21 protein-coding genes are annotated in these 25,121 nt (G+C 70.2%); 6 read left to right on the forward strand and 15 right to left on the reverse strand.

Annotated elements, in window-relative coordinates; all coding sequences use genetic code 11:
- Window positions 1-59: 59 nt before the first annotated feature.
- The gene (locus tag ACQE3L_RS00210) at window positions 60-2,792 is read left to right on the forward strand and encodes a heavy metal translocating P-type ATPase (protein WP_426961796.1); all 2,733 of its coding nucleotides are present in this window, start codon (window positions 60-62) and stop codon (window positions 2,790-2,792) included.
- Between the two features lie 57 nt (window positions 2,793-2,849).
- On the opposite strand, the gene ACQE3L_RS00215 is transcribed toward ACQE3L_RS00210, so the two are convergent.
- Both ACQE3L_RS00215 and ACQE3L_RS00220 read right to left on the reverse strand, forming a co-directional pair.
- A complete protein-coding gene (locus ACQE3L_RS00215; protein WP_426961797.1) occupies window positions 2,850-4,367 on the reverse strand; it encodes a PAS domain S-box protein in 1,518 nt (505 codons plus the stop codon).
- Window positions 4,364-4,957 carry a winged helix-turn-helix transcriptional regulator gene (locus ACQE3L_RS00220; RefSeq protein WP_426961798.1) on the reverse strand — a complete coding sequence of 198 codons (594 nt, stop codon included), beginning with the start codon at window positions 4,955-4,957 and terminating at the stop codon, window positions 4,364-4,366. The genes ACQE3L_RS00215 and ACQE3L_RS00220 overlap by 4 nt, the downstream gene beginning before the upstream one ends.
- Window positions 4,958-5,080: 123 nt before the next feature.
- Between ACQE3L_RS00220 and ACQE3L_RS00225 the strand changes: the two genes are divergently transcribed.
- Window positions 5,081-5,275, forward strand: coding sequence for a heavy-metal-associated domain-containing protein (locus ACQE3L_RS00225; RefSeq protein WP_426961799.1), 195 nt, complete (start codon window positions 5,081-5,083; stop codon window positions 5,273-5,275).
- On the opposite strand, the gene ACQE3L_RS00230 is transcribed toward ACQE3L_RS00225, so the two are convergent.
- The 4 genes from ACQE3L_RS00230 to ACQE3L_RS00245 all read right to left on the reverse strand — a co-directional run bounded on the left by ACQE3L_RS00230 (window position 5,257) and on the right by ACQE3L_RS00245 (window position 10,380).
- Complete coding sequence (locus ACQE3L_RS00230; RefSeq protein ID WP_426961800.1) at window positions 5,257-6,495, reverse strand: DUF5305 domain-containing protein; 1,239 nt, start codon at window positions 6,493-6,495, stop codon at window positions 5,257-5,259. The genes ACQE3L_RS00225 and ACQE3L_RS00230 overlap by 19 nt on opposite strands.
- Window positions 6,492-7,658: a signal peptidase I gene (locus ACQE3L_RS00235; protein ID WP_426961801.1), complete on the reverse strand. Its 1,167-nt coding sequence runs from the start codon at window positions 7,656-7,658 to the stop codon at window positions 6,492-6,494. The genes ACQE3L_RS00230 and ACQE3L_RS00235 overlap by 4 nt, the downstream gene beginning before the upstream one ends.
- Before the next feature lie 138 nt (window positions 7,659-7,796).
- Window positions 7,797-8,669, reverse strand: coding sequence for a hypothetical protein (locus ACQE3L_RS00240; RefSeq protein ID WP_426961802.1), 873 nt, complete (start codon window positions 8,667-8,669; stop codon window positions 7,797-7,799).
- 127 nt (window positions 8,670-8,796) lie between these two features.
- Window positions 8,797-10,380 (reverse strand): DUF1102 domain-containing protein, encoded by a 1,584-nt coding sequence (locus tag ACQE3L_RS00245; protein WP_426961803.1) that lies wholly within the window; start codon window positions 10,378-10,380, stop codon window positions 8,797-8,799.
- A gap of 361 nt (window positions 10,381-10,741) precedes the next feature.
- On the opposite strand from ACQE3L_RS00245, the gene ACQE3L_RS00250 reads away from it, so the two are divergent.
- The 3 genes from ACQE3L_RS00250 (at window position 10,742) to ACQE3L_RS00260 (ending at window position 13,501) form a co-directional block, all read left to right on the forward strand.
- Window positions 10,742-11,323, forward strand: coding sequence for a DUF7344 domain-containing protein (locus ACQE3L_RS00250; RefSeq protein WP_426961804.1), 582 nt, complete (start codon window positions 10,742-10,744; stop codon window positions 11,321-11,323).
- A gap of 190 nt (window positions 11,324-11,513) precedes the next feature.
- Complete coding sequence (locus ACQE3L_RS00255; RefSeq protein WP_426961805.1) at window positions 11,514-12,497, forward strand: hypothetical protein; 984 nt, start codon at window positions 11,514-11,516, stop codon at window positions 12,495-12,497.
- Between the two features lie 401 nt (window positions 12,498-12,898).
- Entirely contained in the window at window positions 12,899-13,501 is a 603-nt protein-coding gene (locus ACQE3L_RS00260) for a DUF1102 domain-containing protein (RefSeq protein WP_426961806.1), read from the forward strand.
- 125 nt (window positions 13,502-13,626) lie between these two features.
- Here the strand turns inward: ACQE3L_RS00260 and ACQE3L_RS00265 are convergent, their stop codons facing one another.
- The 9 genes from ACQE3L_RS00265 to ACQE3L_RS00305 form a co-directional block, all read right to left on the reverse strand.
- Entirely contained in the window at window positions 13,627-14,640 is a 1,014-nt protein-coding gene (locus ACQE3L_RS00265; protein WP_426961807.1) for an isocitrate/isopropylmalate family dehydrogenase, read from the reverse strand.
- Window positions 14,637-15,302 (reverse strand): 3-isopropylmalate dehydratase small subunit, encoded by a 666-nt coding sequence (leuD, locus tag ACQE3L_RS00270; protein ID WP_426961808.1) that lies wholly within the window; start codon window positions 15,300-15,302, stop codon window positions 14,637-14,639. The genes ACQE3L_RS00265 and leuD overlap by 4 nt, the downstream gene beginning before the upstream one ends.
- Window positions 15,299-16,720, reverse strand: coding sequence for a 3-isopropylmalate dehydratase large subunit (gene leuC / locus ACQE3L_RS00275; protein WP_426961809.1), 1,422 nt, complete (start codon window positions 16,718-16,720; stop codon window positions 15,299-15,301). Before leuC ends, leuD begins: the two co-directional genes overlap by 4 nt.
- Window positions 16,721-17,095 carry a DUF7989 family protein gene (locus ACQE3L_RS00280; RefSeq protein ID WP_426961810.1) on the reverse strand — a complete coding sequence of 125 codons (375 nt, stop codon included), beginning with the start codon at window positions 17,093-17,095 and terminating at the stop codon, window positions 16,721-16,723. It lies immediately after the preceding gene.
- Window positions 17,095-18,165, reverse strand: a complete 1,071-nt coding sequence (gene ilvC / locus ACQE3L_RS00285) for a ketol-acid reductoisomerase (protein WP_426961811.1) — start codon at window positions 18,163-18,165, stop codon at window positions 17,095-17,097. The genes ACQE3L_RS00280 and ilvC overlap by 1 nt, the downstream gene beginning before the upstream one ends.
- Window positions 18,162-18,884 carry an acetolactate synthase small subunit gene (ilvN, locus tag ACQE3L_RS00290; protein WP_426961812.1) on the reverse strand — a complete coding sequence of 241 codons (723 nt, stop codon included), beginning with the start codon at window positions 18,882-18,884 and terminating at the stop codon, window positions 18,162-18,164. Before ilvN ends, ilvC begins: the two co-directional genes overlap by 4 nt.
- Complete coding sequence (gene ilvB / locus ACQE3L_RS00295; protein WP_426961813.1) at window positions 18,881-20,728, reverse strand: biosynthetic-type acetolactate synthase large subunit; 1,848 nt, start codon at window positions 20,726-20,728, stop codon at window positions 18,881-18,883. Before ilvB ends, ilvN begins: the two co-directional genes overlap by 4 nt.
- Window positions 20,729-21,179: 451 nt before the next feature.
- Complete coding sequence (locus tag ACQE3L_RS00300; protein ID WP_426962102.1) at window positions 21,180-22,397, reverse strand: LeuA family protein; 1,218 nt, start codon at window positions 22,395-22,397, stop codon at window positions 21,180-21,182.
- Between the two features lie 356 nt (window positions 22,398-22,753).
- Entirely contained in the window at window positions 22,754-23,659 is a 906-nt protein-coding gene (locus ACQE3L_RS00305; protein ID WP_426961814.1) for an ABC transporter permease, read from the reverse strand.
- Between the two features lie 199 nt (window positions 23,660-23,858).
- Between ACQE3L_RS00305 and ACQE3L_RS00310 the strand changes: the two genes are divergently transcribed.
- Window positions 23,859-25,121, forward strand: coding sequence for an ABC transporter permease (locus tag ACQE3L_RS00310; protein ID WP_426961815.1), 1,263 nt, complete (start codon window positions 23,859-23,861; stop codon window positions 25,119-25,121).

Raw genomic sequence — 25,121 nt, forward strand, 5'->3', positions numbered from 1 at the left:
GTTCGAGGGACGGGATCGAAGCCATAACCGGCATGAAGTAGTAGCCCCTATCAACACCCATGAGCACGCACCGCGCGCACATCGAGATCGGCGGGATGTCGTGTGCGACCTGTTCGAAGACCGTCTCGGAGGCGGTCGAGTCCCTCGACGGGGTCGAGGAGGCCTCGGTCAACTTCGCCACCGACGAGGGGACGGTCGCGTACGACCCCGCGGTCGTCGGTCTCGACGCGATCTACGAGGCGATCCGCGACGCCGGGTACGACCCGACCGCGGAGTCGGCGTCGGTCGCGATCACCGGCATGTCGTGTACCAACTGCGCGGACGCGGTCGAGAGCGCCGTGAGCGACGTGCCGGGCGTGATCGACGTGTCGGTCAACAGCGCCAGCGACGAGGCGCGCGTCGAGTACAACCCGACCGACGCCGACCTCCCCGCGATCTACGACGCCGTGAAAGGGGCGGGCTACGAGCCGGTCCGCGAGGTCGGCCCCGGCGCGGAGGCTGGGAGCGAGGGGGACGGCGAGGGAAGCGGCGCGGGTGACGGGGGCGGCTCCGGGGAGTCGGCGCGCCGGAGCGCGGTCCAGCGCGAACTGGAGCGCCAGCGCCGACTGGCGATCGGGGGCGGGATCCTCACGATCCCCTTCTGGGTCCTGATGGGGAGCATGCTCGGGTTCTACGCGGTCCCCGAGACGGTCGCGGGGATCGACCGCGGCTGGTTTGAGCTCGCCATCGCCACCGTGATGATGGCGACGCTCGGGCGCGAGTTCCTCTCGGGCGCGTGGCGCGCGCTCTCGAAGTCCCGGGACGTGAACATGGACACGCTCGTCGCGGTCGGCTCCTCGGCGGGCTACCTGTTCTCGACCGCGGTGATGGTGAACCTGATCACCGGCGACCTCTACTTCGAGGCGGTCGCGTTCATCCTCTGGTTCATCACCGTCGGCAACTGGCTGGAGGCGCGCTCGAAGGCGCAGGCCAGCGACGCGCTCCGCGCGCTGCTGGAGATGGAGGCCGAGACCGCGACGCTCGTCGACCCCGAGACGGGCGAGGAGCGCGAGGTCGAGTTGAGCGAGGTCGCGGTCGGCGACCGGATGAAGGTCCGGCCGGGCGAGAAGGTCCCGACCGACGGCGTCGTCGTGGACGGGGAGTCCGCGGTCGACGAATCGATGATCACCGGCGAGTCCGTCCCCGTCGAGAAGGAACCGGGCGACGAGGTGGTCGGCTCGACGGTCAACGAGAACGGCGTCCTGATCGTGGAGGCGACGAAGGTGGGCGAGGACACCGCGATCCAGCAGATCGTCGACCGCGTCCGCGAGGCGCAGTCGCGCCAGCCGGACATCCAGCGCGTCGTGGACAAGGTGTCGGGGGTCTTCGTCCCCGCGGTGCTTCTCAACGCGACGGTCTGGGGCGTCCTGTGGTTCCTCTTCCCCGACCAGCTGTACGCGGTCGCCACCGCGCTCCCGCTGTGGGAGCCGGTCGGCGGCGGCCCGGTCGTGGGCGGGGTTCCGGTCGCGGAGTTCTCCATCATCGTGTTCGCCTCCGCGGTGCTCGTGGCGTGCCCGTGTGCGCTCGGACTGGCGACGCCCGCGGCGACGATGGTCGGCTCGACCATCGCGGCCACCTCCGGCGTCCTGTTCAAGGGCGCCGACGTGCTGGAGCGCGTGAAGGACGTGGACGCGGTCGTCTTCGACAAGACGGGCACGCTCACCCACGGCGAGATGGAGCTGACCGACGTGGTCGCGCTCGACGCCGCGGGGACCGCGACCCGTGCCGACGGCGGCGCCGCGGCTGACGGGAGCGACGCGGCCCCCGACGGCGGCGCGCTCTCGGTCGAGCACTCCGACGCCGACGAGGCCGAAGATGTCGAGGATGCCGACGATGCCGACGACGCCGAAGAACTGGTCCTCCGTGCGGCCGCGGCCGCGGAGTCCGGGAGCGAGCATCCCCTCGGCGAGGCGATCGTCGACGGGGCCGCGGACCGGGGCCTCGCCGTCGAGCGTCCCGAATCGTTCGAGAGCGTTCCCGGTCACGGCGTCGTGGCGGAGACGGAGCGGGGCGAGGTGCTGGTCGGCAACCGGAAGCTGTTCGCGGACCGCGGGATCGACGCGGACGCGGCGGCCGAGGAGATGGAGCGGCTGGAGCGCGAGGGCAAGACCGCGATGCTGGTCGGCCTCGACGGCGAGGTGATCGGCGTGGTCGCCTGCGCGGACACGGTGCGCGAGAGCGCCCGCGAGACCGTCGCGGCGCTGCGCGAGCGGGGCGTGGAGGTCATGCTCCTGACCGGCGACAACGAGCGGACCGCCCGCGCGGTCGCCGAGGAGGTCGGTATCGAGCCCGACAACGTCCGATCCGAGGTGCTCCCCGAGGACAAGGCCGACGCCGTCGACGACATCCAGTCCGACGGCCGCCGCGCCGCGATGGTCGGGGACGGCGTCAACGACGCGCCCGCGCTCACGACCGCCCACGTCGGGATCGCCATCGGCTCCGGCACCGACGTGGCCATCGAGTCCGCGGACGTGACGCTGATGCGCGACGACCCCGCGGACGTGCTGAAGGCGCTGCGCGTCTCCGAGGCGACGCTCTCGAAGGTCAGACAGAACCTCTTCTGGGCGTTCGTCTACAACACGACGCTGCTGCCCGTCGCCTCCCTCGGCCTGCTCAACCCCGCGCTCGCGGGGCTGGCGATGGCCGGCTCCTCGGTGTCGGTGATGACGAACAGCCTGCTGTTCCGGCGCTACGACCCGAGCGAGGACTACCACCTCGCGGTCCTCCGGCCGTTCTACCGGCTCCGGGAGTAGCGTGCGCGGCCGGAGCCGGCGCGGCGTCGGTGAGGTGCGGTCCGCCGTCGCGGGTCGTCACTCCCCGGCCAGCGGCAGCCTGATCCGGGCGACATTCCCCGTCCCGTCGGGAGGCTCGAACCGGGCGCTCCCGTCCGAGAGGTCGACGACCCAGTGGACGAGCCACAGGCCCAGCCCGGTGCTGTGTGCCACTCCGTCGTCGTCGCCCTTGCCGAGCAGCACCTGTCGGTCGTACTCGGGGACCGGGACGTTCCAGTCGCGAACCGTGACGACGGCCTCGTCCCCTTCGAGCGCGATCGACACCGCCACCCGCGGTGGGTCCGCCTCCGGGTCCGCGTAGCCCACGGCGTTGTCGATCAGTTCGGCCACCGCGTCCTCGATCTCCGGGAGCGCGTCGACGGTGGCGGCGTCGGGGAGGTCGGTCTCGATCGCCGCGTCGGGCGTCCGCCGTCGCTGCGTCTCGACCGCGCGCTCGACCGCGGCGACGAGGTCGACCGGGCGCGTCGCCGGCGCGGAGCGCAGCAGGCGGTTCACCTCGCGCTGTTTCTCCGCCTTGTCAAGGAGGTCGAGTCCGACCTGTCGGATGACCCCGGTCTCGGGGCTACCCCCTTCGGTCGGGTCGTCCGGATCCCCCTCGCCTTCGGCGCTTCGTTCTCCGGCGCTTCGGCTGCCGCCCCTGTCTCTGTCGCTCCGGCCGCCGCCGCTTCGATCCCCGTTTATCTCGTCGACGTACCCGAGGATCTTGTTGAGGTCGTTCCGCAGGTTGTGCCGCAACACGTTGTCGATCACGGCGAGCTGCTTCTCACGGCGCTTCCTGTCGGTCACGTCGCGGGAGAACCCGACGATCCGGACGACCTCGCCGTCCTCGACGATCGGGCTCGCCTGCACCCATACCCAGCGACCGAAGTTCCGGTCGGGGTTGACGCGGTACTCGACGTCGACGTGCTCCCCCGCCGAGATCCGCGCCATGGCGTCCCTCACCGCGGGCCTGTCCTCCGGGTGGACCTGCTCCAGGAAAGCGGTCGCGTCCGCCTCGACCTCCTCGATCGACCCGCCGTACACCGATTCGTAGGCTGGGTTGACGAACAGGACCTCGCTCCAGTCGCCGGTGAACGACCACAGCACGTCGGTCGCGTTCTCCGCGAGCTCCTCTAGCCGCGCGGCGGTCTCGTCGCGCTCCCGTTCCGCGCGGACGCGGTCGGTCACGTCACGCGAGCTCACGACGTAGCCGCCGACGGCCGCGTGCGTGAGGTTCGAGAAGCGACTCTCCAGCCACACCCACGAGCCGTCGGGCGTCCGGTGTCTGTACTCGACGGTCGCCGCGGCGTAGTCGTCCGCGTCGCCCGTTCCCGGCGGCGTCCCCTCGACCGTCTCCCTGAACGTCGACCGGACGCGTTCGACGTCGTCGGGGTGGATCAGGTCGAACGCGTCGACGCCGATCAGCTCCTCGGGGCCGTAGCCGACGACCTCCCGCGCCGCCTCGTTGCAGTAGGTGACCGTTCCCTCCTCGTCGATGACGACCACCTTGTCCCGGGCGTGGTCGAGCAGCAGTTCGGCCGGCGGCTCGGCCGTCACGACGACCCCGCCTCCAGCCGCTCGTACCGCGTCTCGAAGTTCGCCCGGCAGGTGCCACAGCAGAAGTAGTAGCGCGTGCCGTCGAGGGTCGCGGTCTCCCCCTCGCTGGTGACGGTGTTGCCGCACTCCACGCAGTCGACGGCCAACTCCGGATCGCCCAGCGTCGGCTCCCACGACGACGCCGTCACGAGCGACACTTCCAACGAGGACACCGCCTCGAGCCCGACCGTCTCCGCCAGCAGCTCCCGGACCGCGCCCTCATCGACCGTGGCGACGGCGACGACCGTCCCCTCCGCCGTCTCGAAGACGTGGTCGACGCGGTCGTCCGCGGTCAGCGCCTCCCCGGCGGCCGCCACCTCCGCGGGCGGGACGCCGAGCCGGATCAGCACCTCCGTTCCGGTCGAGATCCGAGAGCGGTCCAGATCCAGCGTGAACCCTTCGATGACGCCGAGTTCGCGGAGCCGGTCCACCCGGTCCGAGACCGCCGGCGCCGACAGGTCGACCCGCTCGGCGATGTCGCTGTAGGGCCGCCGGGCGTCCTGCAGGAGGAGTCGGAGGATCTCCCGGTCAGTCTCGTCGAGGGTTCGCATGGACGAACGGTTCTCATTCCGGAACCAAAAGCGCTCGCCAGCCCGGTCGTTCGAACCCGTACCCGGCGTTCGGCCGCGACCGCAAGGGAAACCGCAAAGGGCGTCGGCGACCTACGTCGGGCCATGACGACGATCGACGTCGACGGCATGGCGTGTACCGGCTGCGAGACCACCGTCGAGGACGCGCTCGCGGACGTTCCGGGCGTGGAGTCGGCCGAGGCCGACCACGAGGCGGGCGCGGTTCGCGTCGAGGGCGACGCCGACCCGGACGCGGTCACCGCGGCCATCGACGAGGCCGGCTACGAGCCGGAGCGCTGATCCTGAGCCGGGTCGTCGCTCCCGTCCGCGTCGCCGGACGAGGCCGACTCGCCGTTCTCTCGACTGTCGCCCCCGGCCGCGTCGCCGGGCGAGACCGACTCGCCGTCCTGCCGACCAGGGTCGGTCGATGCGGCGCGGGGGCCGTTCTCGGGAGTCGGCGGCACGTAGGTGTACAGCCGACCGTCGACCAGCGCGTGATAGCGCCCGGTCGAGGGTTCCTCCACGACGCCCACGTCGTTGTCGATGGCGAAGTCGACGAGGTCGCCGAGGCTCTCGGCCCGCCCCGCCGGCGTCCCGGTCAGGTCCGACGGGAGTTCGACCCGCGTGATCCACTCGGCGTACTCCGAGCGGTCGTCGCGGTAGTCGAGCCAGGCCCGCTCCGCGCGTGAGAGCGCGAGGAGTTGCTCGCGGCGGGCGTACGCCAGCGCTCCGCTCCCGGCGACGCCGACGAGGAACAGGAGCGGTCCGCCGACCGAGCGCGCCGGACCGTACGACCGCGGCGTCTGCTCGGTCACGGTGCGGTCGATCTGCTCCGTCTGCCCGCCGGCGTCGTCGACGCCGTAGGTGTCGCCCCCGGGAGCGATCCCGAGTTCCACGGGCTGGACGTGCTCGACGCGTTCGCCCGCGACCTCTCCGTCGACGGTGACCCGGCTGACGACGAGCGCCTCGGTCTCGCCGGGCGCGGTTCCGAGGTCGCTTTCGATCCGGTCGATCCGCTGACTCAGCGCGGTCACGTTGACCGAGAAGTTCGTCCGCACGGTCTCGCCCGGCTCGACGTCGGTCGCGGTCCGCGTCGCGAGCGTCTCTCGATCCTCCCAGTAGACGGTGTTCTCCGCGGCGTTCCGGACCACGAGCACCGACTCCGTCTCGACGGACACGTCCTCCGAAGCGGGGGCTTGGTAGGACGCCGCGAGGGAGACGTCGAGCACCGGTGTCACCGACGCGAAGTAGGTGCCCCGGTCGGTGAGCGTGTCGCCCCGGTCGAACACCGGAGTGTCGCGAACCACGTCCGCGGAGTGGGCGTGCTCGGAGGAGACGCTCCAGGAGGTGACGGGGCGCTCCACCGTTTCCGTTCCCGGATCGACGTGCGCGGTGTACGCGGCGGCGCCGCCGACGCCCGCACAGACGAGCAAGACGGCGAGAAGCAGGGCGAACTGTGCGTGCAGAAACGCACGGACGCGCAGTCGGGTGTCGGTCGTGTCTGGCGTTGAGTCGTTCATTCTCTGTAGAGTTTCCGGAGGATGCGGCGGTAGGCGGGCGTCTTCGGTCGCGAGTCACGGTTTCTGAGGCGCGCGGGCTCGCCGCGCACGAGCGCGAGTCCGAGCAGGTAGACGCCCCCGCCGAGGAGGGCGTCGATGGCGACGATGGGGGCCCAGGGGTGAATCCGGTGGAGGGCGTCGATCGTCGAGGCCGGAAGCAGCGCGAGGTAGCGGTGTTCGACGACGAGCATTCGGTAGTAGCCGGTCTCGTCGGGCGCGGACAGCGTCAGCGTCGTCGTCCCCTCCTCGCGGCTGCCGACGTAGACGCGCTCGGGATCGACCCGGACCCCCTCGCTCGCGGGCGTGACGTACGCGTGGACCGGGACCACTCCCGCGTTCGGGACCACGTACTCGAGTTCGGTGCTCGTCCCGCGCTCGACGACGGTCGGGTTCTCCGACTCGAAGTCTGCGCTCACGACGCCGTACTCCTGGGTGCCGGCCGGGACGACCATCGCCGCGGTCGCCGTGGCCATCAGGACCAGCGCGAGGACCCCGAACACGAACGCGACCGAGGTCCCGTCCTCCCGCGACCGGTCGCGTTCGCGGTCCGGCCCCCCCGGCGACGCGAGGTACCAGTCGACCGCGTACGCGACTGCCGACAGCCCGAGAAGCACGTACGCCAGCCCCTGGGTCCCCTGCAGGGCCCGGACGCCGAGCGTCACGGTCAGCCACGTCTGGAACCCCTCCAACAGCCCCTGGAACCACATGACCGCGGTCCCGAGGTGCGGGATGACCACGACGCTCCCGCCGAACGTGAGCGCCTTGGCGACGACGTCGGCCTCCTGTACGATCGGCTCGCCGCCGTCCTGGTCGGTGAAGGGGTTGTTGTCCCCCTGCGTCACGTAGCCGCGGTCGGTCTCCTCGACGACGCGGTGGGTCGTCAGCCCGCCGCCGTCTATCTCCTGGGCGTCGAAGGTCACCACGTCGCCGGGGGCTATCGGCCCCGCGAGCGGGGCGGGGATCGCGATGAACCCGTCGCCCGGGTTCAACACCGGCTGCATACTCCCCGTCTCGACGAAACTCAACAGGACGGGTTGGCCGAGGTACTGACCCACCAGGAGCGAGACGACGGTGAGGACCACGAACCCCTGAAGCGCCAGCGTGAGGTAGCGTCGAAGGGACATCGTTCTCGTTGAGGCGCCTCACCTCTGCGAGGTAGTGTCATCGGAACATAATAAATCCGCGGGTCGAGTCAATCTGGCGACAACTCGAACCGGGGTGCGGGACGCGCCCTCCCGCCGGCGCCGCGCCCGGACGTCGCGTCAGTCGAAGAGGCCGGCCGCGAGCGCGATGTACGGTCCGATGAACCCGAGACAGAAGCCGAGCAGGTGGACGTAGAGGTTGAGCACGCTCGTTCCGGTCGCGGGGTCGACGGGGAACCCGACCGCGGGGTACGCCACCAGCAGCGCCCCGGCGACCGCGAACAGGTCGCCGTACCCCCGCCTCGCCGTCACCGCGCGGGCCCACTCGCGCGGGAGCCGCCGGCCCTCGGTCCCGCGTATCGCCGCGTAGAGGTATCCGGCACCGATGACGGCGCTGGCGGTCGTCGCCGCGGTGCCCACGAGCGCGTCGCCGCCGCCGATCGGGAGCGCCAGGAGTCCCATCCATCCGACGAGGAGGAAGAACGCCGCCGGGCGGAGGTCCCGCTCCGACGCGGCGAGCAGCTGGGTCCGCGCGTACGCCGCGGCGACGAGCGGCAACACTCCGAGTATCGCCATGTTGATGCCCGAAAACCCGTATCCGACGGCGTGTCTCGGCACCGCGAGGTTCAGCGCCGACAGCACGAACGGGAACGCCAGGAGGTCGGTCGCGAGCGCCGTCAGGTAGAACCGGCGGCGCCCGCCCAGAAGCGCGGCCGCGTACCCGACGCCCGCGAGCAGCCCGTACCCGATCAGGTTCGCCAGCAGGTGACCGACCGTCAGGTGGACGTAGTGAGCCGCAAACGCCGTCACGACCGTGGGGTCGGTGTACTGGAACGCGAGCGCCCGGCGCGTCTCGACGGGCAGCGCGAACACGCCGACCATGACGAGCGGCGGGACCGCGAGCGCGACCGCGTCCGCCGGGCGCGACCGCGTCAGAAACGCACCGAGCAGTCCGCGGAAGCCGTCCGCGGCGTCGGCCTCGCGCGAGATCACAGTTACGGCCGTGGCGACGCCCGGCGTCCACAAAGGCGTATCGCCGGCCCCGACGTGGCGGCGCGCGACCGACGGGGCCGGACGCCGAGCGGACTGTCCCGGGTCGGACCGACCGTCGGGCCCGGACTCACTCCTCGTCCACCCCCGGGACGCGGCGAGCGAGCGCGAGCGCGGACAGCGTGACTGCCAGTCCGACGACCAGCCCGACCACTCCCGGGATCCCGAACCCGCCCGGTTCCTCGACCGGGGCGGGACCGGCTCGGGAGTCGGCCCTCCCGTCGGCGCCCGGCCCGTCGTCGCTTCCGGCCGACGAATCGCCCCCGTCGTCGTTCGCCGCGGCGGCCCCTCCGTCGCTCGCCGCGGCGGTCCCCTCGTCGCCGTCTTCGGGGGCCTCCACCGCGAGCGTTCCGGCGGTCGTCTCTCCGACGGTGACCTGATACACGCCGCCGTCGGCGGGGTCGACCGGCAGCGACACCGTCGTCTCGTTTCCGGGTCCGAGCTCGACGGTCGTCTCCGCGTGGGTCTCCCCGTCAAGGGCGACGGTCACGGTCCGCTCGCCGTCCGCGCCGCCCGCGTTCCGCACGGTGGCCGTCACCGTCGTCTCCTCCTCGACCGTGACGGCGTCGTCCGCCAGCGACGCGTCGGCCACCTCGAACCGCGGCCGGTGGGTCGCGACCGCGAACACGGAGAGGTTCTCGGTCGTCGCCGTGAAGTGGACCCGGTCCCCGTCGAGCCCCCTCTCGTCCGCGGTCTCCGGGTCGACGACGGTCAGCCGCTTCTCGGTCCAGCCGTCAGCACTCCGGCGGTACAGCGTCAGGTCCTCGGGGTCGATGCCGCGGGCCTCGAGGTAGTTCCGGTCGGCGCTGAACCGGAAGGTGGCGGACTCGACCGCGTCGGGGTCGAGGTCGTACGAGAGCGAGAGGTACGCGTTCGCGGCCGCTCCGGAGGGCGCGTCGAGAGCGCCCGCCTCGTCGAACGCCGTCGGACTCCCGGTCGCCTCGAAGGCGGCCTCGCCCGCGCTCGACCGGGTCACCGCCATCCCGTCGAGGGTGACGTTCGTCCCGTCGAGCGCCATTCGGTCGAGGTCGAACGCGACGGTCTCGTCGGCGCCGATCCCCCGCGCCTCGAACGCGCGCTCGTTCGGCCCGGCGGACCGGACCGTCTTGGTCGTCGACGGAACGCTCCGTCGCGACTCCACCGTCTCGGGGTCCGCGACCGTCGCGTGGACCGTGAACTCGTCCGCGCCCAGTTGCGCGTCCGCGGACGCTCCGTGCGCGTCGAACGCGAGTCCGACCGCGACGCTCTCGTTCGGCGCGAGCGTGACGTTTTCCGCCCGGCTCTCGATCGGTTCGCCGGCCGCGAGGAACGTCACCGCCTCCCCGCCGTCGTGATCGATCCAGACGTGCGCGTACCGGTCCGCGGTGTAGGTGATCGTGAACACGTCCTCGATCGTCCCGGTGGAGTCGGGGTTGATCCCTTCGAACTCGGGGGCGAGGTTCGGGTTCGTCGCGGAGACGTCGACGACGATCTCGCCGTCGTCGTCCAGGTACGCGTAGTCGCCGTTCGGCCCGTCCGCCGGCTGGATCGCGACGCGGTCGCCCGCGACCGTGTCCGCCGGTCCGTCGATGACCGTCGCGCCCGTCGTGAGCGCGAGCGACGCCGCTGCGAGCACGAGCAGGGCGAGGGTCGCGGTGCGACGACGGGTCGTCATGGCTCCTCGCACCCTACCCACCGCACCCACTTGATAATGCGACGCCTGAAGCCGGGTGTCACTCCCCCTGAACACGGAGACGGCCGGTCGGACCGCCTCGGGGTTCGGCGGTGACCGATTCAGGCCCGCCCTGAACGGGCCGTACGGCGAAGAAATATCCTATTTGTTACGATTACCGACGTTTAATCCGTAGTTATAGGATTTGTAACCAGTCCATAACGGCAGGGAAATACCGGACTGGAGCGTCTCCTTCGATATTCGCGTCTCGTCGATCCTGCTTCACGACCTCTCGAGAAAGTTCACCTTATCTTAGGGTTCCTGTGGATTTATGTAGTATCGTTCAAATGTGTCTGACGAACACATGGCATCTGCACAACAGGTCACGGGTGGGACCTCCGAGCCGTCAGCGCCGGACCTCTCGGAGGACGAGCTGTTCGACGTGCTCTCGAACGAGCGGCGGCGGTTCGCGGTGCATCTGTTGAAACAGAGCGAAGACCCCATGGAGATCGGGGCCATGGCGGAACAGATCGCCGCCTGGGAGAACGACATCGACACGGCGGAGATAACCGGGAACGAGCGGAAGCGGGTCTACACCGCCCTCCAGCAGTCGCATCTCCCGAAGATGGACCGCGCGGGCGTCGTGGAGTTCAACAAGTCGCGCGGGATGATCGAGTCGACGCCCGCGCTCGAGGACGTCGACCTGTACCTCGATGTCGTGCAGGGCAACGAGATCCCCTGGAGCGAGTACTATCTGGGGCTCTCGGCCGTCGCGACCGCGCTCGTCGCGGCGCTGTGGGTGAACGCGTGGCCCCTCGTCCTGCTGTCCGACCTCGCGTGGACGGTCGCCATCGTCGTCGCGTTCGCCTTCTCGGCGGTCGCGCACAAGTACTACTCCGCCGGCATGCGCGTCGGCGACACGGAGGAACCGCCGGAGCTCCGATGACCCACCCCTCGAGTCGATCGGTACGGTCCGCGACGGGGACCGCCACCGGAGCGGTACCGGCCGCGGTCCGTCGCGTCGATCGAACCTGCGCCGGTCGCGGCCGGTTCAGGGACCCCTTTCGAGCCTTCTGCCGGCTCATAACCATGGGCCGTGCCGTGCATCGACCCGATAACGAGGCCTCCGACAAGCCATGAAACGTCGCACCCTCATCCTCCTGTTCGGCGGCGGCAGCTCCGGCGCGTTGACCCTCGGGAGCGGCGCGTTCAGCAGCGCGCGCATGGACCGCGGGGTCGACGTGGACGTGGTCCCCGACGATCAGGCGCTGGTGGGCTACTCGACGCCCGCCGACGGGGAGAGGGTCTCGGAGGGGGACGAGATCCCCCTCGTCCGGATCGAGAACCGGTTCAACGAATCGCAGAACATCACGGTCGTCGGGGTACGGGTGGAACGCGGGCAGGGGTCTCTGGACTCGGACAGCTACCGCGTGAAACGGATACTTAGCGACCAGCAGCAGTCCGAATCCGAGGGGGACTCGGAGTCCACGCCCGTCGACCACGTGACGTTCGCGGAGGGGACTGCGGAGCTGGACCGTCCCGACGGCCTCGACGACATCGACGGCGGGTTCAGCCCCGCGGGCTACGAAGTGATCAAGGCGAAAGTCGCCGACATCGATCCGGGTGAGGAGGTGCAGATCGAGGTGACGGTACTCGTCATCGGCGTCGACGGCGACATCGCCGCGCAGCTGTTCGGCGACACGCGAGGATTCACGATCGTCGGCGCGGAGTCGGAGGGCGACGACGAGCAGGCCACCAGTCCGGCCGATCAGGTGTCCGGGGTGAACTTCAAAGGAGAAAGCGGACGCGTCAGGATCGAGACCGCGGGCAAGTCCCCTGTCGAGGTGCGAGCACGCGTCTACTACGAGGAGAAAAAAGGAAACTCGACCGACGTTCTCAGAACGGACTGGCGGGACGACGTGGCCACCGGCTCGAACGTCAAACTCAAAGACTTCGGCCTCCAGAGCGAGGGGCCGACGATCGTCGGCGTCGAGATCGACGGGATCGACGGGGTGTTCGCGCGCTCGGAGCGAGACGCGGACGGCTTCGTCGGCCGCGACGCGACGCAGAGCCCTCCGGAATCGGCCTTCGACAACCCCGCCTGGTCGACGGACGACTGAGCACTCCGAGTCGCCACGAAGACGACTCACGACCTCGGGAAGCATCCAACAGTCGACACCGTTGAGGAACGTTTCCGCTGTCTCGACCGCGACCTTCTCTCGAGAGTGAGACCGCGAGCACTCCGATCCCGCGGACGGCGAACACAAGGGACCTGCAGTCGGGCGTCCGCGGCCAGTTCTCGCTCACATTGCCGTACAAAAACGTCCAGAGAACGCCGAACCCGCGGTTCAGGGGCTCCATTCGGCCCGCTTCAGCACCGACCAGAACGCTTCAGCCGCGTCCAGAGTGCGTTCAGTAGTCACCGGAGAATCTTCTGTCGACTCATAACGATAGTGGGTCCGTCCCATGGGGTGAGTAAGCGCCGCGACGGAACGCGGCGTCCCAACGAGGTAGACAACCCATGGAACGACGCAAATTCGTGATCGGTCTGGGCGCACTGGCAACTGGAAGCTCGGCTGCGATCGGTACGGGGGCGTTCACGACCGCGGAAGCGGACCGGAACGTCAACGTGAACGTGGCGTCTGACTCGTCCGGTTTCGTCGAGCTGACCGCTCAGAACGAAACCTACGCTTCCGGAACGGACGGCGGCGAACTCGTTCTCAACTTCAACGGCGATAGCGGTATCGGGATCTTCGACGGAGACGGTGAGGGACTGAACCCCAACACGGAATTCAACTTCGAGAACGTCTTCCGCGTCGCCAACATCGCCGGTCAGGGCGACATGAGGGTCGTGATCGAGGCGAACGGCTTCGATCTCGACACGCTGGAGCTCACCGCGAGCGGGGACGAAGCGCTCGATATTTCGGAAGGAACGTCGCTCCGCGCGGAGGACTACAGCGACGTCGACGACCTCCCGAAACTGGTGCAGCCGGACGCCGTAGACGTCGACATGACCATCGAAACGAACGGGTCGACGGGCTCCGTCGGAGGGACTCTCGTCATCCACGCCGCGACCGGTGGAAACCGTGACCAGCTCTCCGACGTGGTCTCCGGCGGAACGTAACTTCGACGGGATGTTTTTGCGCGAGAAGCCGGTCGAGTAGTGGCCTCACGAGTCCACCACTCGTGGACGGGCGGATTTCTCATCGGATTCGCGGTTCGGAAAGCGTCGCGTGAGTCGCCACAGTTCTACAACCGCCCAACCACAGCCGCCGTAACCTCCTCGGTTCCCGCAGATCCACCGAGGTCGCCCGTCCGCGGCCCCTCCTCCAGCACCGACTCGACAGCGTCGCGGACGTTCGCGCCCGCGTCGACGTGGCCGAGGTACTCCAGGAGCATCGCCGCGGAGAGGATGGCCGCGGTCGGGTTGGCGACCCCCTCGCCGGCGATGTCCGGCGCGGTGCCGTGGACCGGCTCGAACAGCGCGTTGTCGTGGCCGACGTTCGCGGAGGGGAGCAGGCCCAGCCCGCCGACCAGCCCCGCGGCCAGGTCCGAGAGCACGTCGCCCGCGAGGTTCGGGCAGACGACGACGCCGTACTGGCTCGGGTCGAGCGGGAGCTTCGTCGCGAACGCGTCCATCAGCTCCTCGTCCGCGTCGACGCCGCGCTCCTCGGCGACCGCGAGGACTTCCTCGCGGAACCGGCCGTCCGTCTCGCGCATCACGTTCGCCTTGTGCGCGACGGTGAACCCCTCCTCGGGGTCGCCCGCGGGGCCGCGGCCGTCCGCGACGAACTCGCAGGCGAACTCGGCGAGCTCCCGCGACGCGGAGGAGGTGGTGACGCGCGTCAACGTCGAGAGGTCGTCGGAGAGCCGGTCCTCGTGGCCGGCGTAGACGCCCTCCGTGTTCTCGCGGAGGAACACCACGTCGGTCTCCGGCCGGACGGCGTCGACGCCGGGATACGCGCGGGCGGGCCGCACGTTGACGAAGGAGCCGACCGCCTCCCGGAGCGGGAGGATCACGTCGGCGGCCGTCTCGCCAGCCGCGCCGAACAGCGTCGCGTCCGCGCTCGCGGCCGTCTCGTAGGTCGCCTCGGGGAGCGCCTCGCCGGTCGCCTCTTTCACGGCGTCGCCGGCCTCGGCCTCGACGTACGCGAAGTCGAGCTCCTCGTTCGCTTCCGCGACCGCGTCCAACACCGCGACCGCGGCCGGGATCACTTCCTGTCCGATGCCGTCGCCCTCGATGACCGCGACCTCGTGGGTCACGCCTCGTCCTCCGCGGGCTCCGGGACGTGCTCGTCGGGCACGTACGGCAGCGAGCGAGCGGTCTCGCGGACCGCGCCCGCGTTCGCGCCCATCAGCGCCGTCGTGTCCCAGACGCCCTCCACGAGCGCCTTTCGCTGGGCGTCGTGGACCGTCGCGTCGACGACCGTGTCGCCGTACGTGACCGTCTCGGCGGCCACGTCGATGTCGACCTCGGCGTCGGGGTTCGCCTCGACGTAGTCCTGCAGCGCCTCGATGTCCGCCTGGTCCGCGGTGACCGTCGGGATGCCGAGCGCGAGGCAGTTGCCCGCGAAGATCTCCGCGAACGACTCGCCGACGACCGCGTCGATTCCCCAGCGCAGCAGCGCCTGCGGGGCGTGCTCGCGGGAGGAGCCGCAGCCGAAGTTCTGGTTGACGACGAGGACGTTCGCGCCCTGATACTTCTCCTCGTTGAAGGGGTGGTCCTTCTCGTTGTCCTCGTCGTCGAACCGCTGGTCGAAGAAGGCGAACTGGCCCAGGCCGTCGAAGGTGACGACCTTCATGAACCGCGCCGGGATGATCTGGTCGGTGTCGATGTCGTTCCCGCGGACCGGAATCGCGGTCCCGGTCACCTCGGTCACCTTCTCGGCGGGTGCCTCGCCGTCGCTGAACTCGGGGGAGCTCATACGGTCGCCACCTCCTCCATCTCGCGGACGTCGGTGACCTCGCCGGTCACCGCCGCGGCCGCGACCATGATCGGACTCATCAGGACGGTGCGGCCGTCCTTCGACCCCTGCCGCCCCACGAAGTTCCGGTTCGAGGAGGAGGCGCTCGCCTCGTCGCCCTCGAGCTGGTCGTCGTTCATGCCCAGACACATCGAGCAGCCGGGCTCGCGCCAGTCGAAGCCGGCCTCGGTGAACACCTCGTCGAGGCCCTCCGCCTCCGCGGCGTCGCGGACGCGCTGGCTGCCGGGGACGACCATCGCGCGCACGTCGTCGTCGACCTCGCGACCCTCGACGAACTTCGCGGCCTCACGCAGGTCCTTCAGCCGCGCGTTGGTACACGAGCCGAGGAACGCCACGTCGATGTCGTAGCCCGCCATCGTGTCGCCGGGCTCGACGCGCATGTGCTTCTGTGCCCGCTTCGCGGTGTCGCGGTCCTCCTCCGGGAGGTCGTCGGGGTCCGGGATCGGCTCGGTGATGCCGACCGTCTGGCCCGGCGTGGTCCCCCACGTGACGGTCGGTTCGATGGCCGAGCCGTCGATGGTGACCACGTCGTCGTACTCCGCGTCCTCGTCGGTCCGGATCGACTCCCAGTAGGGCTTCAGTCGCTCGAACCGCTCGGGGTCGTCCGCGAAGGCGTCCGTCTCCCGTAGCCACTCGTAGGTGGTCTCGTCGGGGTTGACGTAGCCCGCGCGGGCGCCGCCCTCGATGGACATGTTGCAGATGGACATCCGCCCCTCCATCCCGAGGCTCTCGATGGCCTCGCCGGCGTACTCGTAGACGTGTCCGACGCCGCCGTCGGTGCCGAGCTTTCCGATGATCGTCAGGATGACGTCCTTCGCCGTGACGCCCTCGCCGAGTTCGCCGGTGACCTCGATCCTGCGGACCTTCTGTTTCTCCATGGCGACACAGCCCGTCGCCAGCACGTCGCGGATCTGCGAGGTGCCGATCCCGAACGCCAGCGCGCCGAACGCGCCGTGGGTCGACGTGTGCGAGTCGCCACAGACGATGGTCATGCCGGGCTGGGTGAGCCCCTGCTCCGGCCCGATGACGTGGACGATGCCCTGGTTGCCGGAGTCGGGGTCTGAGAACTCGATGCCCGCGTCGCGGACGTTCTCCTCCAGCTCGGCCATCATGTTCTCGGCCGCGTCGTCGCGGTAGGGGCGGTCGGTGTCGTCGGTCGGGACGATATGGTCGACCGTCGCGTGCGTGCGCTCGGGGAACGCCACCTGCTGATCGCGCTCCTTCAGCATCCCGAACGCCTGCGGGCTGGTGACCTCGTGGACGAGGTGGAGCCCGACGAACAGCTGGTCCTGTCCCGTCGGCAGCTCCGTCACCTTGTGGCGGTCCCACACCTTATCGTACAGCGTGCCCTCGCTCATTCAGTCGTCACCCGGTACCCCGGAGACGCTCGGGCCGGTCTGGGATCCCGACGGGCCGGCCGCCCGGCCGCCGCGGGCCCAGACCGCGTTCACGTCGTCGTTGCGCGGCGTGTGGTCGACCTCGCGCATCGGCGTCCTGCCGCTCTCGTCGCTCGGCTCGCCGCCGCGGTCGGGGCCGGACCCGTCCGCGACGCCGCCGTCCGCGACCGCCGGGCCGCGGCGGAACACGGCGCCCATCGTGTCCCCGGTGTAGGGGTTTCGGTGGGAGACGTCCGCCATCGTCGCGCGGTCGGCCGTCCGGCCGTCCGTGCCGTCGCTCGTCTCGCCGGCGGCCGGCGCGTCGGCCTCGGACGCGTCGTCGTCCGCGGTGCCCATCAGGCTCGCACCTCCGTCTTCTCCTCGTCGCTCTCCTCGTCCTCCTCGGCCCACGCGAAGAGGCCGCGCAGCTCCTCGCCGACCTGCTCGATCTCGTGGCTCTCCTCGCGCGTCTTGAGCTGCGTGTAGGAGGGCCGCCCGGCCTGGTTCTCCGCGATCCACTCGCGGGCGAACTGACCGTTCTGGACCTGCTCCAGCACCTCCTCCATGTTCTCGCGGGCGTGCTCGTCGACGATCTCGTCGCCCTGCGTCAGCCCGCCGTACTCCGCGGTGTCGGAGACGGACTGCCACATGCCGCCGAGCCCGTCCTCGTACATCAGGTCGACGATGAGCTTCAGCTCGTTCAGACACTCGAAGTACGCCATCTCGGGCGAGTAGCCGGCCTCGACGAGCGTCTCGTAGCCCTGCTTCACCAGCGAGGTGACGCCGCCACAGAGGACGGCCTGCTCGCCGAACAGGTCGGTCTCGGTCTCCTCGCGGAACGAGGTCTCGATGACGCCCGCGCGGGCGCAGCCGATGGCTGCCGCGTACGCGAGCCCCTCGTCGTGGGCCTCGCCGGTCACGTCCTGATAGACGGCCAGCAGGCCGGGCGTCCCCTCGTCGCTCTCGTAGTTGCGGCGCACGAGGTGGCCCGGCGACTTCGGAGCCACCATCGTCACGTCCACGTCCTCCGGCGGCTGGATCTGGTTGTAGTGGATGTTGAACCCGTGCGCGAACTGGAGCGTGTCGCCGGCTTCCAGGTTCGGCTCGATGGCGTTCTCGTAGACGTCCGGCTGGACGGTGTCCGGGACGAGCACGGAAACGATGTCGGCGGCCGCGACCGCGTCGCCGGGCGTCTCCACACGCAGGCCGTCGCTCTCGGCCGCCGCGCGCGAGGAGGAGTCCTCCCGCAGCCCGACGACCACGTCAACGCCGCTGTCGTCGAGGTTCTGTGCGTGCGCGTGTCCCTGCGAGCCGTAGCCGAGTACGGCCACGGTCTTGCCCGCGATGGCGGTCGGGTCCGCGTCGTCGTCGTAGTAGATCTTCGAGTCGAAGCTGTACGCGTCGTCGTCGTCGGTTTCTGTCGTCATCGGTGTGTTGTGGTGTCGGGTTGGGTCGGTTCGCCGGCCGTGCCGGGTTTCTCTCCTGGGGCGGTCGGGGTGTCGCCGCGCGCGAGCGCGGTCTGGCCCGTCCGCGCGATCTCGATGATGCCGAACTGCCGGTAGGCGTCCAGCGCGTCGTCGATCCGCGACTCGTCGCCGGTCAGCTGGACGGTGATCGTCCGCGGCCCGGCGTCGAGCGTCTCGCCGTCGTACATCTCGGTCACGGCGTGGACCTTCTCGGGCTCCTCGCCGCGGACCTTCAAAAGCACCAGCTCGGTCCGGACGGCGTCCTCGCGGATCTCGCCGACCGAGACCACGGGCTTGAGCTTCGCCATCTGGCGCTCGATCTGGGTGATGCCCGGGTCGGGCTCCTCGACGACCATCGTGATCCGCGAGTGGTTCTCGACGGTCGTGGGGCCGACGGTGAGGCTCTCGATGTTGAACTGGCGCCGCGAGACGAGACCGGCGACCCGCGAGAGCACGCCGGGCTCGTCGTCGACGATGGCCGAGATGACCGCGCGCCGCGGCTCGTGTTCGGCCTCGACCTCGGGGTCGATCCGGATCCCCTGCGAGTTGCGCCGCCCCTGCGGGCTGGTGCGCTCGCCGGGTTCGGGACCCGGCATCCCCGCGTCGGGGACCGCCTCGCCGCCGTCCGTCTCGGGGGCCTCGCCGCCCGCGGGCGCGCTCCCCGTCTCGTCGTCGCTCATAGCTGGTCCTCCGTCAGCGCGAACTGCGCGTTGTCGCCGCCGCTGGGAACCATCGGGTAGACGTTCTCCTGCGGGTCGACGTGGAAGTCGATGACGGCGGGGCCGTCGTACTCGAGCGCCTCGGTGACCGCGTCGGCGACCTCGTCGTAGTCGCCGACCGCGATGCCCTTGGCGCCGAACGCCTCCGCCAGCTTGTCGAACTCGGGCATCCAGCCGTACTCCGAGGCCATGTGCCGGCCCTCGAAGAAGGCGTCCTGCCACTGCCGGACCATCCCGATGTACTCGTTGTTCAGGACGGCCACGGTGATGTCGAGGTTCTCGCGGACGGCCACCGACAGCTCCTGCATGGTCATCAGGAAGGAGCCGTCGCCGTCGAAACAGACCACGTCGCGGTCCTCGTCGCCGGCGTTGTCCGCGGCGACGCGCGCGCCGACCGCGGCCGGCAGGCCGTAGCCCATCGTGCCGAGGCCGTGCGAGGAGACCCACGTCCGCGGCTCGGTGTAGGTCCAGAACTGCGCGGCCCACATCTGGTGTTGGCCGACGCCGGTGGTGACGATGGCGTCGTCGTCCGTCGCCTCGTCGAACGCCTCCACGACGAACTGCGGCTTCAGCGGCTCGTCGTCGGGCGTCGCGTACGTCATGGGGTACTCCTCCGTCCACGTCGCGCACCGGTCGCGCCAGTCGGCGGCGTCCGGGGCCTCGCTCACGGCGGCGGTGAGCTGGTCGAGCACCGTCGCCGCGTCGCCCACGAGCGGGTAGTCCGCGTGGACGTTCTTGGATATCTCCGCGGGGTCGATGTCGACGTGGATCACCTCGGCGTCGGGCGCGAACGTCTCGATGCCGCCCGTCAGCCGGTCGTCGAAGCGCGTCCCGACCGCGATCAGGCAGTCGGTGTGGCTGATCGCCATGTTGGCGTAGCCGGTGCCGTGCATCCCCGCCCACGACAGACAGAGGTCGTCGTCCTCGGGGAACGAGCCGATGCCCGGCATCGTCGTGGTGACGGGGATACCGAGCTCGCGGGCGAACCGCCGCGCCTCCGCGCTCGCCTCGCCCTTGATCACGCCGCCGCCGAACAGGCACAGCGGACGCTCGGCGGTCTCGATCGCCTCCGCGGCCGCGGCGACGTACTCCTCGTTCGCCTCCGGCACGGGTTCGGTGCCGGCGGGCGCCTCGGGCGCGCCGACCTCGCGGTCGGTGTCGCCGAGCGTCACGTCCTTCGGCAGGTCGACCAGCGTCGGACCGGGACGGCCGACCGACGAGAGCGCGAACGCCTCGCCGACCGTCTCGCCGACCTCGTCGGCGTCGCCGGCGAAGTAGTTGTGCTTCGTGATGGGCGTGGTGACCCCGACCGTGTCCGTCTCCTGGAAGGCGTCGTTGCCGACGAACTCCGTCGGCACCTGTCCCGTCAGGGCTAACATTGCGTCGGAGTCCATGTCCGCGTCCGCGATGCCGGTGACGAGGTTGGTCGCGCCCGGGCCAGAGGTGGCCATGCAGACGCCCGGCTCGCCCGCGACGACGCCGTAGGCGTCCGCCGCGTGGGCCGCGCCCTGCTCGTGGGCCATCGTGACGTGGCCGACCGACGAGCCGTAGAGCGCGTCGTAGACGGGCATGATCGCGCCGCCCTGCACGCCGAAGGCGGTGTCGACCCCGGCGGCCTCGAGCGCCGCGACGACGGCCTCGGCGCCGGTCGTCGGGGCCGACGCCGCGCCGTCGTCGGCGCGCTCCGGCGGTTCGGTCGCCTCGCCGGCCGCGGTGCTCCCGGCGGCGGTCGTTCCGCCGTCGGTCGCCGCGTCGGCGGCGCCGTCCGCTGCTGTCGTCTCGTGTGGTTCGTCTCGGTCCGTCATCGGTTGTGGTGTCGCATCTGGGTCGTGGATCGGTCGTCGTGTCCTCGTGCCGTCTCCCCGCGATCGCGTCGAGCTGCTCGAACGGGGACGCCAGGGACGCGCCGCGGCGCGTGGCAGCGGCGCTGGAAAGCGGTGCGTCGGAATCGTGAGAAGTGGGTGGTGTAGGGGCTCAGGCCCCTACAATGATCTCGGCCGCGAGGACCGACGACGCGGGCTCCCCGGTGGGTCGGAGCGCCGTCGCTCCGTGACCGGCGAGCCGGACCGCGTCGCGCGGGTTCATCACGTCTCACGATGAACGCCCCGCCTATAAATCCTTGTCGCGGCGCGCAATCGTTGCACCGACCCCTCGGCGATCCGCCCGGTTCGGGCGTGGGATCGCCGGCGGCGCCGTCGGGCAACGATCCCGAGCGACGGGGCTGTCGCTGGGCGTGCTGCGCGACCGCGGAGGCGGTCATCGAGCGACTGCCTCCTCGGTTTCGGGAATGTCGGCCTCGCGGGCGAACCGCTCGACGTCGCCCGCGGTGACCTGCTGTTTGTCGGCGCCGTGTTCCTTCACGCGCTTCGTGACGGTCCGGACCTGGTCGTCGGTCGGGTCGAAGCCGGCCTCCTCCAGGTGCTTGCGGACCGCGTGCGTGCCGGTGTGTTTCCCCAGCACGAACTCGCGCTCGGCGCCCACCATCTCCGGGGTCATCACGCCGGTCTCGAAGGTGTCGGCGTTCTCGATGACGCCGGCGGCGTGGATGCCCGACTCGTGGGCGAACGCGTTCCGCCCGGTGACGGGCTTGTTGGCCGGCACCGGGATGTCGGAGGCGTCCTCCACGATCCGGGCCAGCTCCGTGATCTGGGTCGTGTCGATGCCCGTGTCGACGCCGTACACCGACTCGACGGCCATCACGACCTCCTCGTAGGCGGCGTTGCCGGCGCGCTCGCCGATGCCGTTGACCGAGACCTGCGCCTGGTCGGCGCCGTTCTCGAAGCCGGTCACGGCGTTGGCGGCCGCCATCCCGAAGTCGTCGTGCGTGTGCACGTCGACGCGGGCGTCGGTGGCGGCGTCGACCGCCGCGACCGTCTCGCCGAACGCGGTCGGCATCGCGACGCCGCAGGTGTCGGGGATGTTGATCCAGTCGACGCCGACCTCGCTGACGGCCTCGACGATCTCGATCAGGAACTCGGGGTCGGTGCGGGTCGCGTCCATCGGGGAGAACATGCACTCGACGCCCGCCTCCTTCACGCGCTCGACGCTCTCGACCGCGCGCTCGACCGCGTCCTCGCGGGTGGCGTGCATGGAGTCCTCCAGCTGGACGTCGCTGGTCGAGACGAACGTGTGGACCATCTCCGCGCCGGAGTCCAGCGCCGCCTCGATGTCGCCCTCGACCACGCGGGCCAGTCCGCAGACGGTCGTGTCCGTCGCGGCCGCGATGTCGCTGACCGCCTCGAACTCCGCCTCCGAGTTGACCGGGAACCCAGCCTCGATGACGTGGGTGTTCATGTCGTCCAGCGTCGCCGCTATGCGGCGCTTCTCGTCGTAGCTGAACGAAGTGCGGGGTGACTGTTCGCCGTCGCGTAACGTCGTGTCGAAGATCCGTACAGGACCGATATCGATGTTAGAAGCTATCGTGCCCTGGAAGAACTCGATCCGCCGGGGTGTCCGACGAAGCCTCCGTATGATGTGTCATCGCGTCTCGTTCCAGAGGCGAGGAGCTATTAAAACGTTGCGCCACGACAGAATTCGCCGCCCGTCCGTCCGCGTCTCGGAACCGTCCCTGAACATCAAACCCGCAGACGTAATCGGTGTGGGTGAGACATTAACACCTTATATGTCCTTTCACTCGAAGTGCCGCTTCCGTTTCGAAATGTGGTTTATATGGTCGATGGACGGGCGTCAACCGACCGTGCGGGGCTCGCGCGCGCTCCGCACGACCGGGAGGTTTCGGGAGGGTCGGGAGCGCGCAGGCGGGGCGGCGCGGGCGGGGCGGACGGGGCAGCACGGGCGGTCCGAGCCGCGGGCTCGGGTCCGGGGGCGGATCAGCGCTCGTCGTAGTCGATCCGCGGGTCGAGTGCGACGTACAGCAGGTCCTGGGCGAGGTTGCCGAACACGCCGACGACCGCGACCAGCATCGTTACCGCGAGCACGACCCCCGCGTCGCGGTTCAACAGGGCGTCGTACGCGAGCGCGCCGACGCCCGGCAGTCCGAAGACGATCTCGACGACGTAGACCGTGACCAAGAGTAGACCGAGCGCCTCGATGCAGAACGCGGACACGAGCGGCACCGCGGCGTTCCGGAGCGCGTGTCTGGCCACGTCCCGCGAGCGCGCACCGTTCGCGCGCAGCGTGCGGATGAACTCCTCGGGGAGCACGTCGAGCACCTCCGCGCGGGTGTACCTCGCCTGGATCGCCAGCAGGTTCACGGCCATCACCAGCGTCGGCAACACGAGCGCGGCGAGGTTCTCCAACGCGTACCGGGGCGCGTCGTCGTTCCACACCACGGAGACGAGCCCCCACTCGTCCACCACGATGGCGAGGGCGATCTCGCTCGACCAGAACACCGGCAGCCCGAAGCCGGAGTAGACCACGGCGGTGCCGAAGCGGTCGAGGTACCCGCCCTTCCGGACGGCGGTGTACACTCCGACCGCGACGCCCCCGACCGTCGAGATGACGGTCGCCGGGACGACGTACAGCAGGGTGATCGGGAGCGACCGCTTCAGGACCGCGGCGACTGGCTTACCGCCGACCGTCCGACCGAGGTCGAGCGTCAGGTACGACCCGATCCACCGGGCGTACCGTTCGGACAGCGGGAGGTCCCGGTTACGGGCGGCCGCCCACGCCTCCACGGCCTCCTCGCCCGAGTAATGGGCGAGGATCGCCTCGTTGGGGTCGGGCGTGTACGCGAACAGCAGGAAGATGGCCGTGAAGACGATCCAGATCGACACGGCTGCCCAACCGAGCCGTCTGGCGACGTAGCGACGCATCTGAATCGGATCGGGCCTCGGCGCGACCCGTGTTAAACGTTTGCAAGATCTGGGTGGCCCACCGGTCCGGTGGAAGCTTTTAATTACGACGCGCGTGGACGACATTGACGATCGTGAACGATACACGAACTGGTCCCCGGCTCTCCAACGGTGAGGCGAGGTGACTACGGAGGCGGAGCCGGGCGAGCGCGGCGGAGCGAACGAACGGGCGACGAGCGACGGACCGACCTTCGAGACCGTCTCGCTCGACGACGGTGAGTCGCCGAGCCGCCTCGATCGACGCGTCGTGCTCCTCGCCGTCGGACTGGTCGCGGTGGGTGCCGCGGCCGCCTACGACCTCCGCGTCGAGCGGATCGCCAACGTCCTCCCGGGCGTCCCCTCGGGAACGATCGTCGACTGGCTCTACCGGGGCGCGCTGTGGGCACTCCTGCTGTACGTCGTCGCCCCGCTCGCCCGTCGTCCGGCGCTCACGCGGCTCTACTGGCGGCGGCTCCGTCGGGACCCGGCGGCGGTCGCGAGTCTGGTCTACCTCGGCGGGTTCGCGCTCGTCGCGCTCGTCGGTCCCTCGATAGCGGGCCCGGTGACCGAGCCGCTGATCGGCGAGGCGGCACCGCGGGAGCCGGCGCCCTCCCAGCCGCCGGTGTTCGCGACGGTACCGGAGTCTGCGGTCTACTGCAGCGGGGAGGTCGTGGAGGCGGGCTGTGCCGGCACGTGGCAGTACCCGCTCGGGACGAACCTGCGCGGTGAGGACGTGCTCTCGCTGATCGTCCACGGCGCTAGCGTCGCGCTGAAGGTGGCGGCTATCGTCGCCGCGCTGATGATCCCCGTCGGCGTCGGCGTCGGCACCGCCGCGGGCTATCGCGGCGGCCGGACGGACGAGCTGTTGATGCGCTACGTCGACGTGCAGCAGGTGCTGCCCGCGTTCTTCATCGTCCTGCTGTTGTTGGTCGTGTACGACGGCGGGCTGCTGCTGCTCGTGGTCGTGTTCGGGCTGCTGAACTGGGGGAGCCTCGCCCGGATGGTGCGGTCGGACGTGCTGACAAAACGCGATGCGGGGTACGTCCGCGCCGCCCGGAGTGCGGGTATGCAACCGTTCCGAATCGTTCGTCGCCACGTCGTGCCGAACACCTCCAGCACGGTCGTCTCGGCGGTGAGCCTCCAGCTCCCGCTCGTGGTCCTGCTCGAGGCGACGATGGCGTACCTGTTCTCGAACCCCGGTCGCCCCGCCGCCCGCGCCTCCATCTGGCAGGTGGAGCTCTCGTGGGGATACACGATCGCCATGGGGTTCGCGGACGGCGCCTTTCCCACCGTCTCCTGGTGGGTCGTGCTGTTCCCGGCGCTGGCGCTGCTGGCCACGACGGTGAGCCTGAGCCTGCTCGGCGACGCGCTCCGCGACGCGCTCGATCCGCGGATGGAGCCCTGA

It is taken from the genome of Haloparvum alkalitolerans, assembly GCF_050122995.1.
Lineage (GTDB): Archaea > Halobacteriota > Halobacteria > Halobacteriales > Haloferacaceae > Haloparvum > Haloparvum alkalitolerans.

What these genes read in the sequence shown, in the direction of transcription:
- ACQE3L_RS00210 (WP_426961796.1), top strand. Translation starts at nt 60, where the DNA reads ATGAGCACGCACCGCGCGCACATCGAGATCGGCGGGATGTCGTGTGCG.
- ACQE3L_RS00220 (WP_426961798.1), bottom strand. Translation starts at nt 4,957, where the DNA reads ATGCGAACCCTCGACGAGACTGACCGGGAGATCCTCCGACTCCTCCTG.
- ACQE3L_RS00225 (WP_426961799.1), top strand. Translation starts at nt 5,081, where the DNA reads ATGACGACGATCGACGTCGACGGCATGGCGTGTACCGGCTGCGAGACC.
- ACQE3L_RS00230 (WP_426961800.1), bottom strand. Translation starts at nt 6,495, where the DNA reads ATGAACGACTCAACGCCAGACACGACCGACACCCGACTGCGCGTCCGT.
- ACQE3L_RS00235 (WP_426961801.1), bottom strand. Translation starts at nt 7,658, where the DNA reads ATGTCCCTTCGACGCTACCTCACGCTGGCGCTTCAGGGGTTCGTGGTC.
- ACQE3L_RS00245 (WP_426961803.1), bottom strand. Translation starts at nt 10,380, where the DNA reads ATGACGACCCGTCGTCGCACCGCGACCCTCGCCCTGCTCGTGCTCGCA.
- ACQE3L_RS00250 (WP_426961804.1), top strand. Translation starts at nt 10,742, where the DNA reads ATGGCATCTGCACAACAGGTCACGGGTGGGACCTCCGAGCCGTCAGCG.
- ACQE3L_RS00255 (WP_426961805.1), top strand. Translation starts at nt 11,514, where the DNA reads ATGAAACGTCGCACCCTCATCCTCCTGTTCGGCGGCGGCAGCTCCGGC.
- ACQE3L_RS00260 (WP_426961806.1), top strand. Translation starts at nt 12,899, where the DNA reads ATGGAACGACGCAAATTCGTGATCGGTCTGGGCGCACTGGCAACTGGA.
- leuD (WP_426961808.1), bottom strand. Translation starts at nt 15,302, where the DNA reads ATGAGCTCCCCCGAGTTCAGCGACGGCGAGGCACCCGCCGAGAAGGTG.
- leuC (WP_426961809.1), bottom strand. Translation starts at nt 16,720, where the DNA reads ATGAGCGAGGGCACGCTGTACGATAAGGTGTGGGACCGCCACAAGGTG.
- ACQE3L_RS00280 (WP_426961810.1), bottom strand. Translation starts at nt 17,095, where the DNA reads ATGGGCACCGCGGACGACGACGCGTCCGAGGCCGACGCGCCGGCCGCC.
- ilvC (WP_426961811.1), bottom strand. Translation starts at nt 18,165, where the DNA reads ATGACGACAGAAACCGACGACGACGACGCGTACAGCTTCGACTCGAAG.
- ilvN (WP_426961812.1), bottom strand. Translation starts at nt 18,884, where the DNA reads ATGAGCGACGACGAGACGGGGAGCGCGCCCGCGGGCGGCGAGGCCCCC.
- ilvB (WP_426961813.1), bottom strand. Translation starts at nt 20,728, where the DNA reads ATGACGGACCGAGACGAACCACACGAGACGACAGCAGCGGACGGCGCC.